The organism is Amycolatopsis sp. La24 (genome assembly GCF_029087445.1).
GTDB classification, from domain to species: domain Bacteria; phylum Actinomycetota; class Actinomycetes; order Mycobacteriales; family Pseudonocardiaceae; genus Amycolatopsis; species Amycolatopsis nivea.
This window is the reverse complement of sequence record NZ_JARACH010000002.1, coordinates 119,385-131,982: the sequence shown is the minus strand read 5'-3', so window position 1 is coordinate 131,982 and position 12,598 is coordinate 119,385. Positions and strand designations below refer to the sequence as shown.

General features: G+C 68.5%; 13 protein-coding genes. 3 read left to right on the top strand and 10 right to left on the bottom strand.

What is annotated here, in order from left to right; translation table 11 throughout:
- The first annotated feature begins 259 nt into the window (after positions 1-259).
- Positions 260-1,798 carry a tachylectin-related carbohydrate-binding protein gene (locus PUT80_RS04175; RefSeq protein ID WP_275291154.1) on the top strand — a complete coding sequence of 513 codons (1,539 nt, stop codon included), beginning with the start codon at positions 260-262 and terminating at the stop codon, positions 1,796-1,798.
- A gap of 66 nt (positions 1,799-1,864) precedes the next feature.
- On the opposite strand, the gene PUT80_RS04170 is transcribed toward PUT80_RS04175, so the two are convergent.
- The 7 genes from PUT80_RS04170 to PUT80_RS04140 are packed head-to-tail and all read right to left on the bottom strand — an operon-like array spanning position 1,865 to position 8,361.
- Entirely contained in the window at positions 1,865-2,896 is a 1,032-nt protein-coding gene (locus PUT80_RS04170; protein ID WP_275291153.1) for a lysylphosphatidylglycerol synthase transmembrane domain-containing protein, read from the bottom strand.
- A 14-nt stretch (positions 2,897-2,910) separates the two neighbouring features.
- A complete protein-coding gene (locus tag PUT80_RS04165) occupies positions 2,911-4,155 on the bottom strand; it encodes an acyl-CoA reductase (RefSeq protein ID WP_275291152.1) in 1,245 nt (414 codons plus the stop codon).
- The gene (locus tag PUT80_RS04160; protein WP_037807099.1) at positions 4,152-5,204 is read right to left on the bottom strand and encodes an acyl-protein synthetase; all 1,053 of its coding nucleotides are present in this window, start codon (positions 5,202-5,204) and stop codon (positions 4,152-4,154) included. The genes PUT80_RS04165 and PUT80_RS04160 overlap by 4 nt, the downstream gene beginning before the upstream one ends.
- Positions 5,201-6,610 carry an AMP-binding protein gene (locus PUT80_RS04155; RefSeq protein ID WP_037807096.1) on the bottom strand — a complete coding sequence of 470 codons (1,410 nt, stop codon included), beginning with the start codon at positions 6,608-6,610 and terminating at the stop codon, positions 5,201-5,203. The genes PUT80_RS04160 and PUT80_RS04155 overlap by 4 nt, the downstream gene beginning before the upstream one ends.
- A 28-nt stretch (positions 6,611-6,638) precedes the next feature.
- Positions 6,639-7,370 carry an SDR family NAD(P)-dependent oxidoreductase gene (locus tag PUT80_RS04150; protein WP_275291151.1) on the bottom strand — a complete coding sequence of 244 codons (732 nt, stop codon included), beginning with the start codon at positions 7,368-7,370 and terminating at the stop codon, positions 6,639-6,641.
- Entirely contained in the window at positions 7,363-7,608 is a 246-nt protein-coding gene (locus tag PUT80_RS04145; protein ID WP_134664451.1) for an acyl carrier protein, read from the bottom strand. Before PUT80_RS04145 ends, PUT80_RS04150 begins: the two co-directional genes overlap by 8 nt.
- Positions 7,609-7,617: 9 nt before the next feature.
- Complete coding sequence (locus PUT80_RS04140) at positions 7,618-8,361, bottom strand: UDP-N-acetylglucosamine acyltransferase (protein WP_275291150.1); 744 nt, start codon at positions 8,359-8,361, stop codon at positions 7,618-7,620.
- A 191-nt stretch (positions 8,362-8,552) separates the two neighbouring features.
- Here PUT80_RS04140 and PUT80_RS04135 point away from each other — a divergent pair, with 191 nt between their 5' ends.
- Together PUT80_RS04135 and PUT80_RS04130 are read left to right on the top strand one after the other, a co-directional pair.
- Positions 8,553-9,659: a DegT/DnrJ/EryC1/StrS family aminotransferase gene (locus PUT80_RS04135; RefSeq protein WP_275291149.1), complete on the top strand. Its 1,107-nt coding sequence runs from the start codon at positions 8,553-8,555 to the stop codon at positions 9,657-9,659.
- Entirely contained in the window at positions 9,656-10,609 is a 954-nt protein-coding gene (locus tag PUT80_RS04130) for a Gfo/Idh/MocA family oxidoreductase (RefSeq protein ID WP_037807086.1), read from the top strand. Before PUT80_RS04135 ends, PUT80_RS04130 begins: the two co-directional genes overlap by 4 nt.
- Here the strand turns inward: PUT80_RS04130 and PUT80_RS04125 are convergent, their stop codons facing one another.
- From PUT80_RS04125 to PUT80_RS04115, 3 genes are all read right to left on the bottom strand, one after another.
- Positions 10,610-11,347, bottom strand: a complete 738-nt coding sequence (locus tag PUT80_RS04125; RefSeq protein WP_275291148.1) for a hypothetical protein — start codon at positions 11,345-11,347, stop codon at positions 10,610-10,612.
- Complete coding sequence (locus tag PUT80_RS04120) at positions 11,344-11,844, bottom strand: SigE family RNA polymerase sigma factor (RefSeq protein WP_037807080.1); 501 nt, start codon at positions 11,842-11,844, stop codon at positions 11,344-11,346. Before PUT80_RS04120 ends, PUT80_RS04125 begins: the two co-directional genes overlap by 4 nt.
- 109 nt (positions 11,845-11,953) lie before the next feature.
- Positions 11,954-12,526 (bottom strand): Uma2 family endonuclease, encoded by a 573-nt coding sequence (locus tag PUT80_RS04115; protein ID WP_275291147.1) that lies wholly within the window; start codon positions 12,524-12,526, stop codon positions 11,954-11,956.
- Positions 12,527-12,598: the final 72 nt, after the last annotated feature.

The following is a 12,598-nucleotide window of genomic DNA, read 5'->3' as shown; positions in this document are numbered from 1 at the left end:
CGACAAAATACCGGAACCGGCCTCGCTGTGACGCTCCTCACAGCACGTAATACCCACCCGGCACCGGCGATAGCAAAGCGGACGATCTGCGGCGATCAATCGAACGGATTAACATACACATGAAAGAACTGGGGATAGGCAGCAATTGCGTCATTCGGTCTATGGACCGCGAAAGCCGTTACTGGTATTCGGCCTGCCGCGCCCGGTCCTAGCCGCCGATTACGCCAGCACTCCATCGGACCGAGAAGGAAGAACGCCTGTGCCTCGAAGAACCCGCAGCATCCTGGCTCTCTCCGCAACCCTGGTCACCGGCGGCGTACTGACCGCCGTCCCGGCGCACGCGATTTCCGGCGGAACTGTCGTGCCCTCCGGAACGTCGGGCTATCTCGCGCGCATCGCGACCCCGACAAAGGCATGCTCGGCCGCGCTGATCGACCCGTCCTGGGTCATCACCTCGGCGACCTGCCTGACCGCGAGCGCCACCGGTGCGCCTACCGAAAACGCGACGGTCAGCGTCGGCGCGGTCGACGTCAGCACCGGAGCAGGGACGAACGCCAAGGTCGTCAAAGTAATCGGCCGGACCGATCGCGATGTCGCGCTGGCGAAACTCGACAAGCCCGCTACCGGGATTGCACCGGTCGCACTGGCCACGACTGCCCCGGTGAGCGGGGAATCCCTCCAACTGGCTGGCTTTGGCCGTACCGCGACCGAATGGGTGCCTGCTCGGCCGTCCATTGCCACGTTCTCGGTCTCGTCGGTGAACGCCACCGAGGCGTCGGTGACTTCAGCCAACGGTTCGGACACCTGCCTCGGCGACGCTGGCGGCCCCGCCCTGCGCACGGTGGGCGACAAGGTCGAGGTCGTAGCCGTCAACAGCCGCTCCTGGCAGCACGGCTGCCTCGCGGTGACCGAAACCCGCGAAGGCGGCACCGAAGCCCGGGTCGACGACCTCGCCGACTGGGTCCGGCAGAACACCGTTCCGACTCCGGTGAGCTGCCCGAACGGCGCGGTCGTGTGGGACGACATGGCCGACGGCAGCCTGTGGCGGCACATCCACAATGGCCCGGTGAACGGCACAGCGAGCTGGACCGAACCGACCAAGTCGAGCGGCAACGGCTGGTTCGGGCGGCCGGTCGCGGGCAAGAACGGCGCCATGTGGGACGTCCACCGTTCGTACGGCGCGGGCGACCCTTACGGCGACGGCGTCCTCAAGCTCTGGAAATGGGACGGCGCGAACCTGACCGGCGGCAAGGCGGTCGGCGACGGATGGGCCCGGTATCTCACGCCGGAGTTCAAGAATCGCATCACCGTCGACCAGGCCGGTCGCATTTTCATGGTCAACGACCAGGGCGAACTGCGCGCCTACCTATGGGACGACGCTGCCAACAAGTGGGTCGACGGCAACGGCCAGCTCGTCGACACGGGCTGGACGAAGTACGACTCGATCACCGCTGCCGGCGACGGCGTGCTCTACGCCCGGACGCCGAACGGCAATCTGTACCGCTTCCAGTACGACTTCGGCACGGCGAAATGGACTCAGCGGGAGAAGCTGGTCGGCACCGGATGGAACATCTTCAGCGGCATCTTCTCGCCTGGAGCTGACATCCTGTACGGCCGCGGCGCCTGGGGTCCGGGCCCGTGGGACGGCAAGGACGGCCCGGTTCTGCGCTGGTACCGGTACTCCGCGAACACGGACACCTGGCTGCCGGTAGGTACCAGCGGCACGAGCGTCGGTTCCGGGTGGAACACCGACCTCCACGCGACTGCCGCACCGGACTCGTGCCGGCTCGTTCCGTGAGCTGAGCTCTCCTTAAACGACTGAGGAGGCCGCCCGAACCCGGGCGGCCTCCTCGTATGCGAGAACTCAGGCGGCGTCGACCGGAGCCGTCCGCCGGGCCGCCATCTTCGCGCCCAGCGCGGCGAAACCGGCCGTGAGCAGGTCCGCCACGGTGAACATGACCCGCGACGCCACCGCGAAGGCCGTCGCCTGGCCGACCGTCAGGCCGCTGGCCGTGAGGACCGCGACCTGCGCGACCTCGCGGACGCCGACCCCGCTGGGCAGGATGAAGGCGAACGTGCCGACCGTCATCGCGACGGCCATCGCGCCCACGCACAGGATGAATCCGTTGAAGCCCGGCGCGCCGACGGAGTTCGCCAGCAGCCACAGGTGCACGCCCTGCAGAGCCCACGCGCCGGTGGAGGCACCGAACGCCTTGAGCACGACGCCCCAGCCCAGCGGCTCGGCGAGCGGAGGACGGCGCAGGAGCTTCAGGACCAGCGACGTGCCCCAGCTCAGGATGCGCGGGTGCAGCAGCGCGAGACCGACCGGGATCAGCACGAACAGCCACATCGCGCGCGGGCTGTTGCTGAACACCGCCGGTGCCGCGAGCAGCGACACGACCAGCGCGGACACCACGCTCACGCCCAGCTGGATCAGCGAGCCAGTGAAGATCCGGGCCCTTGCCAAGCCGGCCTTGCGACCCAACTCCATCTGCAGCAGGTACGCCCACACGGACCCCGGGACGTACTTGCCGAGCGAGCCGACCAGGCAGATCTGCGCGCCGCGCGCGTAGCCGATCGGTTTGCCCAGATGGTCAACCAGGACCTGCCAGCCCCAAGTGGACACCATGATCGCCAGGATCAGCGCCACCAGGCTCAGCGCCGAGGACTGCCAAGCGACATCCGACAGCGTGTGCCAGAACTCGTCCCAGTTGGACGCCAGGCTCTTCGCCGCGAAGCCGATCACCAAGAGGATGGCGACCCAGCGCACGACGTCGAGCACCCGCGCCTTGGTGGACTTGCGGGCTTTTCCGGTGGTCGGGGCGTCCTCAGTGGATGGAGTGTCCTCAGTGGACGGGGTGTCGTCCCCCGGGCTCTGCGTACGAACGGTCGTCACTGCCTCTCAGCTCCTCAGGCCTGTACCGTGACCAGCCGGCTGAACTCGGACAGCAGATCGTAGCCGTCCCAGACCCCGGCGAACGTGAGGGCCGAGCCGAAGGGCACGACCCGGTCCACCCCGCGTCCGGCGAGCGCCGTCACGAATCCGGTCAGTTCCTCGCGGGTGAACCCGAACTGGCTCACTGTCTGGTCCTTGCGCTGCACGATCGGCACCAGCTCGTCCAGCGACGCCACCGAGGCGTTCGCGAACGTGCCCGCGCCCAGCCATTCGCGCGGCATCACTTTGGCGTCGGCCAGCTCGAGCGTCGCCAGCGCGTTGCCGTCGAAACGGATCGACGACACCAGACCGTCGACCGCCGCGCCGTACGCCGACACTCGCTTCTGCACGGCCATCGCCGGCTCGGTGACGTGCTGTTTCGCCGCCAGCACCTCGGCGAGCAGCCCGCGGAACTCCTGTCCGGCGGCCTGCGCGCCCGCCGCGTCACCGACCCAGAACACCGCGCGCGGCGACGAGCAGGCGGCCTGGTCGAACCAATACGAGTCGTTGTAGAAGCCCTCGGCGGCCGCCTTGCGCTGCTCCGGCGCGGCTTCCTGCCAGCCGCGCACCGACGCGATCGCGAACGACGAGCGGTCCGGGAAGGTGAGGTCACGCGCGTGCGGGGCCAGCGGGTATTTCCGCAGCGCGGCCACGGAAGCGTCGCCGCCCCAGATCACCCGCAGGTCCGCGGCCAGCGACAACGCGCCGCTGACCTCGTCGCTGCGGTCGTAGGTGACCATCCGCTGGGTGGCGCGGATGGTGGCCGCGGTCTCCGGCGAGACGTCTTCCATCGCCGCGTTCAGCGCTTCCAGCACGGCTTCCGCCGCACCGGCCGAACGCGAGGACACGCGCACGACATTGCTGTTGCCCGCCAGCGCCGACAGCGCCCACGAGTACACGAAAATGGTGTCCACGTTGGCGGGCGGCACGTGGAAAACGAGCCCGCGCGGGAACCGCAGCGAATCGCCGTTGGTTTCCAAAGTGGACAGTGACTTCGAGAGTTCTCCCTTGCGCAGGAAGAAACCCAGCGAGGCCAGCTCCGGGAAACGCCGCGCCAGCGCGGGCGCGAGCAGCTTGCGCGCGAACTTGGTGACGAACTCGACCACCCGCGGGTCGCCGACCGTCAGCCTGCCGCCGGGCGGTTCCTCGCGCAGCTCGTCCAGCAGGGCGCCGACCGAAACCGAGTCGCCCAGCGGAAAACGCTGGTCCAAAGCACTCACGCGGCCGCTCCCTGGAACGTGTCCGAGCACCCGCGGGCCTCGGCCTTCGGCAGCCTGCCCAGCACGGAGAAGTGCTTGCCGGGCCAGTCGCCGTCGTCGATTCCGTTGTACACGCCCAGGTCCTCGGTGAGCAGCACGTGCCCGGGGTACGAGCGCGGCAGCGTGCTCACCACCTCGATGACTCCCGGTTTACCGACCGGCTGCTCTTCCCAGGTCTCCGGGTCGCGGATCACGACGTCGGCGAAATCGGGGCAGTACAAGGAGTTCCCGGACGGGCCCTCGAGGAACACGGTGCCGATCTGCTCGATCATCCCGTAGTAGTTGTGGATCCGGGTGAGTCCGGTGTCCTCTTTGAACCGCCTGCGGAACTCGCTGTTGTCGACCGCGCGGTCGATCAGCTTCTTCCAGCCGCCGGAGTGGATGAGGATGCCGTTCGACAGGTCGAGCTTGTGCTCGCGGGCGACCTCGTAGAGGTACTGCCACACCATGAAGGTGAAGCCGAAGATCAGGAAGGGCTTGTCGCCGTACTCGGCGAGGAACTTCCGCACGGCCTCGACGTCCGGCTTGTCGTTCTCGTCCAGCACGTAGGTGTGCTTGCGGCCGAAGTTCGCCATGCCGAGCACGCCCGCGCCGCGCGCGGAGAACGAACGGCGGTTCTTGATGATGCCGATCGTGTCGACCATCAGCATCGGCAGCCGCTCGCCGCCCAGCACCTCCTGCAAGGTGGCGCCGAGCTGCTTCGTCTGCGCGCCCGCCGCTTCCTTGTCCAGGTAGATCCGCGACGCGCCGGCCCCGGTGGTGCCCGAGGACGTGAGGGTCTTGAAGACCTCGGAGTCCGGAATGGACTTCAGGTCGTGCGTTTTGAACATCCGCACCGGCAGCCACGGCAGGTCCGCGATCGTGGCGAACGACGCGTCCGGCGCGAAACCGAGCGAGGAGAGGATGCGCTCGTACCCGGCGGAGTTCGCCCGGTGGTGCGCGGTCAGCTCCGCGAGCTCAGGGAGCAGCGCCGCCTCTCGCTCCGCCTGCGAGCGCGTGAACACACTCATACCCGTCCTTCCAGCGACCGGTAGTCGATCTTCCCGCTGGCCAGCAGCGGCACTGTGTCGATCGGGCGCACGTCGAACCCGCTGGCGTGCAGGTGCAGCCGCTCCGCCAGCGCCCGGGCCGCGTCCTTGCAGATCGCCTTCGCGCCGTCGCCCTCGGGCAGTTCGGCGAACAGCACGACCTTGTCGCCCGCGGGCACCGCGGCCACGACGTCGATGCCCACCGCGGCCGTGCGCACGGCCTGCTCCAGGTCGTCCAGGCTGACCCGGTTGCCGAATACCTTGCCGATCCGCTTGAGCCTGCCGGTGATGTACAGATACCCCTCGTCGTCGAGGTACCCGAGATCCCCGGTGGCCAGCATTCCGCCGTATTCGTCGCCCGCGCTCAGCCCTGCTTCGTCCTCCGCGTAACCCATCATCACGTTAGGTCCACGGTAAAGGACCTCACCGACAATTTTGGGATGCGTGGTTTCCTCGCCGTCGTCGCGGCGGATGGAGAACGAACCGCCCGGCAGCGCCGGACCGGCCGAGCCGATCTTGTCCGCGAGCCGCTCGGCGGGCACCGTGGTCATCCGCGGGGACGCCTCGGTCTGGCCGTACATGACGTACATCCGGCCGCCGACCGCGAGCATCTTGTCGTTGAACTCGGCGACCAGGTCGTCCCGCAGCTTGCCCCCCGCCTGGGTGAGGGTCCGCAGAGTCGGGTACTTCGCCGGGTCGAATTTCAGCCGGCGCAACATTTCGTAGTGATAGGGCACGCCGGACAGCGAAGTCACGCCGTGTTCCTTCACCGAATCCCAGAATCCGCGGCCGAGTACGCCTGAAGATTCGATAACCACAGTCGCACCGCGCAAAAGGTGCGAATTCAGCACCGAAAGTCCGTAGCTGTAGTGCAGCGGCAGACAGGTCGGAGCGACCTCCTCCGCGTCGATCGCCAGCACCTGCGCGATGGCGTCGGCGTTGGCCAGCAGGCCCTGCCGGGACAGCCGGACGAGCTTCGGATTGCCGGTGGAACCGCTGGTCGGAAGCAGAACGGCGAGGTCAGGGTGCGGGACCGCGCCCTCGGCCGACTCACGCACCCAGTGCCCGTTCTCGGCCCGGTAGCCCTCAGGCGCGTCCGCTTCGGGCGCGGCCAGCACGGCAGCCGGCCGGAACCGGGTGATCAGGCCTTCGAGCACCTCCGCGTCGAGCGCGGGGTCGATCAGCGCGATCGCCCGTCCCGCCTCGAACGCGCCGAGGTACCGCAGCACGCTGTCCAGGTCCAGCGACATCCGCGCGAACAGCACGCCGGGCGGGAGCTCCGCCAGCGCGGCCGCGGACCGTTCGACCTCCGCCGTCAGCTCGTCGCCCGCCAGCGTGCGGCCACCGGCCACGTCGACCAACCGGGACCCTTCGCCAACCAGATTCACCGAACCTCCTCGCCCTCGCGAGAGCACTTCACAGCACCAAGCCGCCGTCGACGCCCAGCACCTGACCGGTCACGAACGACGCCTCGTCGCTCACCAGGAAGCGGATCGCCTTCGCCACGTCCTCGGCGGCGCCGAGCCTGCCGAGCGGCGTGCGCGCGATGTTGTCCGCCTTCGCGTCCTCGGCGAGACCGGCGGTGAGGTCGGTGTCGATCACGCCCGGCGCGACCGCGTTGACCCGGATGCCGGAGCGGCCGAGTTCCTTCGCCGCCGAACGCGCGATGTTCGCCACCGCCGCCTTCGACGCCGCGTACACCGTCTGACCAGCGCTTCCGTACTCGCCGACGATGCTCGCCAGCACGACGATCGCGCCGGTCTTCTTCCGCATCATCGCCCTGGCCGCGGCCTGCACGGTGTGCAGGGTGCCGGCGACGTTGGTGCTCAGCGTGGTGTCGACCAGGTCTTCCTTGATCATGCCGAGGAGCGCGTCCTCCATGACGCCGGCGTTGGCGACCACGATGTCGAGCTTGCCGTGTTCCTTCGCCACGCCGCGCACCAGCGTGGAGACCGCTTTGGCGTCGGTCACGTCGAGCGCGAGGCCTGCCGAAGCGCCGGCCGCGGCCGCGGCCTCCTTCGCGCGCGACTCGTCGCGGCCGGTCAGCACCACGGTGGCCCCGGCCTCGGCCAGGGCCTTCGCCGTGGCGAGGCCGATCCCGCGAGTCCCGCCGGTGACGAGCGCGACGCGTCCGGACAGATCAGTCATTCTTGGACTTCAGCTCGGTCACCATGTCGACCGCGACCTTGAAGCTCGACATGTCGATCACCTGGTCGGTGTCGAACTCGACGTCGAACTCGTCCTCGATGGCGGCGATCAGCGCCATGTGACCGACCGAGTCCCACGCCTCGATGTCGCGGTACTTGAGGTTCTCGACGTCAACGTCCCCGTCGAGATCCAGCGCCTCGACGAAGACCTCTCGCAGCTTGGGGGCGATTTCCGACATTCACAGCTCCTAGTGTTCGTCGCGGGGGCGGGCGTCCCACGCCTTGACCACGGTAGAGAGGTCCCCGGGAAGGCGATCGGCCAGCCCGTCGTCCGGCAGTTCGCCCTTGCCCTTCAGCCACGGCGAGAGCGCCTCGATCATGGCCTCGTCGAGGCCGCGCCGGGACAGCCCGACCACATTGACGCCGGTCACCCTCGCCGGGTTGCCTACCGCGATCGTGAAAGCGCCCACTTCGCGGCGGACCGCCGAGCTCATCCCGACCATCGCGCCCGGCCCGATCACGACGCGCTGGTGCAGCACCGTGCCCATGCCGAGGTTCGCGCCGTCCCAGATGTGGCAGTGCCCGCCGGTGATCACGTTCGACGCGACGGTGACGCCCGAACCGACCAGGCAGTCGTGCGCGATGTGGCTGCCGCGCAGGTAATAGCTGTCGCTGCCGAGGGTGGTGGTGCGCCAGGTGCCCTGGTGCACGCTCACGTACTCGCGGATGCGGTTGCGATCGCCGATCACGACGCCGTAGCCGTCCTGGTCCGGATCACCGGTCGGCGCTTCCTCCCAGGCCGCGGGATGCGGACGCCCGCGGTCCTCGCCCGGCGTGCCGATGGTCACGTGCGGTCCGATCCAGTTGCCGTCGCCGATGCGAGCCGGGCCGACGATGACCGCGTACGGGCCGATGACGTTGCCTTCGCCCAGCTCCACGCCCTCGCCGACGACTGCCGTGGGGTGAATCCGGTTGGGTGCCGCAGGTGACACAGTCGGTGATCCGTTTCGTCGCTTCCGGCCTGGACGGCCTGGGGTCAAGGGCTGCCTGCGGCGCCCGGTAACGTGTGGCCCGCGTGCATGCAGGGTGGCCGGGCGCAGAACCGGCGGCTTTCCGGCCTCGCGGCCGGAGCGCCTAGCACTGTACCGGACGCACAGAAATCCCCAGCCGAGAGAGACTGCCGATGATCCCCATTACCGTGGTCGACGTCCGAGACGCGGAGGACCTGGTCGTCGAGGTGCTGCGATCCGGCTCCATCGCTCAGGGGCCGATGGTCAAGCGCTTCGAGGACGCTTTCGCGCAAGTCGCGGGCACGAAGCACGCCATCGCCGTGAACAACGGGACGACGGCGCTCGTCGCGTCGCTGCAGGCGCTGGACCTTCAGCCCGGGGACGAGGTGGTGACCTCGCCGTTCACCTTCGTCGCGACGCTGAACGCGATCCTGGAGGCGGGCGCGACCGTCCGGTTCGCCGACATCCGGCGCGACGACTTCGCGATCGACCCGGACGCGGTCGCCGCGGCGGTCGGCCCGCGCACCAAGGTGCTGATGCCGGTCCACCTGTACGGCCAGACCGCGGACATGGGCAAGCTCGCGCCGCTCGCCGCCGAGCACGGGCTGCGGATCATCGAGGACTCCGCGCAGGCCGTCGGCGCGTCGTTCGAGGGCAAGCAGGCCGGGTCGTACGGCATCGGCTGCTTCTCGCTGTACGCGACGAAGAACGTGACCACCGCCGAGGGCGGCGTGATCACCACGGACGACGACGCGCTGGCCGACAAGCTGCGCGTGATGCGCAACCAGGGCATGAAGGCCCGCTACCAGTACGAGATGGCCGGGCACAACTACCGGATGACCGACCTGCACGCCGCGGTCGGCATCCCGCAGCTGGAGAAGCTCGACCAGCTCACCGCTGCCCGCCAGGCCAACGCGAAGCGGCTGTCCGAGGGTCTCGCCGGCACGCCGGGCCTCGAGGTCCCGCAGGTGCTGCCGGGCCGCGAGCACGTGTGGCACCAGTACACCGTGCTGGTCGGCCCGCACGCGATGCTCTCGCGCGAGGAATTCGCTTCCGCACTGACCGAAAAGGGCATCGGCAACGGGATCTACTACCCGAAGATCGTCTTCGACTACGACTGCTACCGCGGGCACCCGCTGATCCCGGACGCTCGCGTCGAGGACTTCCCGGTGGCGTCCGCCGTTGCCGCGCAAGCGCTTTCGCTGCCGGTGCACCCGCACCTGACCGAATCCCAGCTGGACCGGATCATCGAGGCCGTTCGCGAGGTACTGGGCGCATGACACACCGCATCGCACTCGTCGGCACCGGCAACATGGGCTCGCTGCACGCGCGTGTCCTGTCGCAGAACGACCGGGTGGACCTGGCCCGCGTGATCGACCCGCGCGAGGAAGCGGGCCGCGCGGTCGCCGACCGCTACGAAACCCAGTGGACGCCGGAAATCGGCTCACTGTCCGATGTGGACGCAGTCGTGCTCGCCTCGGCCACCGAGGTGCATTACGAGCTGGCGCAGGAGATTCTCGGCCAGGGCAAGCCGATGCTGGTCGAGAAGCCGGTGTGCAACAGCCTCGAGTTCTCGCAGGAAATCGTTGCCCTGTCGGCAAAGAAGGACGTCCCGCTGATGTGCGGGCTCCTCGAGCGCTACAACCCGGCCGTGATGACCGCGCGGGCGCTGGTGAACGAACCGGTGCACCTGATGGCGCGCCGGCACGGCCCGTACGCGCCGCGGATCAAGACCGGCGTCGCGTGGGACCTGCTGGTGCACGACGTCGACCTGGCGATCCAGTTCTTCGGCGGGTCGACCCCGAGCCGGGTCACCTCCAGCGCCGGCTACTTCCACCCGCAGTCGGTCACCGGGGCCGAGGACACCATCGAAACGGTGCTGTCGTTCCCCGCCGGACTGGCCACGGTGTCGGCCTCGCGGCTGGCGCAGCGCAAGGTCCGGTCGCTGACGGTGTCCGAACTGGACCGCATGATCGAGATCGACCTGCTGCGCCGCGACGTGACGATCTACCGGCACGTCTCGCACGATTCGGTCACCCCGGACGGCCTCGGCTACCGGCAGCAGACCGTCATCGAGATCCCGGAGCTGGTCACCGCGCGCGAGCCGCTGGCGACCCAGCTGGACCGGTTCGTCGACCTGCTGGAGGGCAAGGTCGACGCGGACGTCGAGCGGGCGCTGATCCTGCCGTCGCACGAGGTCGTGGCGCAGGTTCTGGCTGAAGCCGCCTGATTATTTGGTGAGGCGTTTGCCGTCCGCGGAGTAGGCGACCAGCGGGGTCGCGCTCTCCGCGGACGGTACGTCGTCCTGGTCGAACCAGAACACGACGACGTCCGGATCCTCGCTCCAGCGCGCTGTGTGCGCCGGGACCGTGCGACCGTCCACTGTGGTCTCAATGCGTGCGGCCGGCCCGCTGAAGTAGCCGTAGACCGGCACCCAGGTATCGGACACGGTGGTGCCGCCCGAGGTGGCGTGGAAGCCGAAAGAGCGGTCCCTGCCTTCGGATTCGTTGGCGAGGTAGAGCGGGCGCAGGTTGCCGTCCGGTTCGGACAGACTGGCCATCACTCCGAATTGGACAGTCGGCAGGTTGTCCGGGTCGTCGATTTCCGTTGCGTAGAAGACAAGTTCCGCACCGTCGGAGTAGGTGCCGGTGGAAATCACGTCACCGAGCGGCCGCGGCTCAGCCGACGTCGAAGCCGGTGCTGACGCCGCGGTGCTCGTTGTTATTACCGACGGCGGAGGCACTGCCGCCGCGTGCACCTGCTCCGGCGCACCGCCCGGCGAGCGCAGCCAAGCCGCACCGAACACGACGGCGACCACGGCCACTGCCGCTCCCGAGGACGTCAGAAACCGCCGCCGACGCCGGATCCGCCCGCCGTCCTTGAAGATTCGCTCCAGATCGGGCTCCGCGAAGGGTTCCGCGGGCGCTTCCTGAAGCGCGGCGCGCAACCGGTCGAGTTCGTCCGTCACGCGCTCACCTCCCCGACCAGCGCGTCACCGTCCACGCGCAGTTTCGCCAGCGCGCGGGAATTGGTGCTCTTGACCGTGCCGACGGACACACCCAATTCCTCGGCGACTTGGTGTTCCGGCAAATCGAAGAAATGCCGGAGCACGACCACGGCGCGTTCCCGGGCGGTGAGCCGGGCCAATGCGTCGGAAAGCCATTCCCGGTCCGTGACGGCATGCGAAATGTCCGGCACCTTCGACGGTTCCGGCATCTCCTCGGTGGCGTATTCGCGGATCGGGCGACGCCACATGTCGATGACGTGATTGGCGAGGACGCGCCGGGCGTAGGCGTAGGGGTTCTTGCGCCGCACCTTAGGCCAGGCGGCGTAGGTGCGGGTGAAGGCGGTCTGCGCGGCGTCCTCAGCCTGGTGACGGTCGCCGGTGAGCAGGTAGGCGGCGTGGGTGAGGCGGGCAGAACAGGACCGCACGAAGTCGGCGAATTCGTCGTCCCCGCGCACGATCCCCCCTCTGTTTCCCGGTGGCCTTACTGTCCAGGTTACGGGGGCGGGGGACGTGCGTCGACGTAATGGCTGGTCAGTCTTGTCTCAACGGCGACGCATGGTGTTCGGGTCAGCGCTGCGCGCGAGGGTCGACAAGCGCGCTCAGATCGAGCTTCACCGGCGCGCCCGCGACCTCGAGTTCGACGGTGCCGGAATACTCGCCGAAATTCTCGTAATCGCCGTCGATGAGCCGGTAAGCAATCATGCTGACCGGCGGATCCAGATCCACGATCCAGTAATGCTCGATCCCCGCATCGGCGTACTCGAAAAGCTTCGCACCCAGGTCGACGTGCTTCGTTCCGGGGGACAGCACCTCGATCACCAGCTCGGCATCCGCCGCGGCGATCCGTGCGGGGTTGGACTCCGCGACCTCAGCCGAGGTCACGACGACGTCCGGAACGCGGATCGTCAGCGGGCTCTCACACAGGAGCAGCTCCGCCTCGGCACCGGCGCTCATTTCCGGGCAGAGCTGCTCGTCGAGCAAGAAAGCCAACCGCGTCACGGACCGCAGGTGGAACCACATCGGACGCGGCGACACGGACGGAACCCCTTCGACAACCTCGATCCGGACCTTCGGGTTCTCCGGAAGGTCCGCCCAGTCGTCAAGGGTCAGGAGGTGGTGAGGCCATTCAAGGACACTCATGGAATCTCCTTCACCGACAGTGACTGAGAGCAGTGTCCCATGTTACCCGGAGCATCCGCCAGCGCGTGACGC

Bases quoted from the DNA above. Each gene is read 5' to 3' on its own strand.
- PUT80_RS04160 (WP_037807099.1), bottom strand. From the start codon at position 5,204: ATGAGTGTGTTCACGCGCTCGCAGGCGGAGCGAGAGGCGGCGCTGCTC.
- PUT80_RS04150 (WP_275291151.1), bottom strand. From the start codon at position 7,370: ATGACTGATCTGTCCGGACGCGTCGCGCTCGTCACCGGCGGGACTCGC.
- PUT80_RS04145 (WP_134664451.1), bottom strand. From the start codon at position 7,608: ATGTCGGAAATCGCCCCCAAGCTGCGAGAGGTCTTCGTCGAGGCGCTG.
- PUT80_RS04135 (WP_275291149.1), top strand. From the start codon at position 8,553: ATGATCCCCATTACCGTGGTCGACGTCCGAGACGCGGAGGACCTGGTC.
- PUT80_RS04130 (WP_037807086.1), top strand. From the start codon at position 9,656: ATGACACACCGCATCGCACTCGTCGGCACCGGCAACATGGGCTCGCTG.
- PUT80_RS04115 (WP_275291147.1), bottom strand. From the start codon at position 12,526: ATGAGTGTCCTTGAATGGCCTCACCACCTCCTGACCCTTGACGACTGG.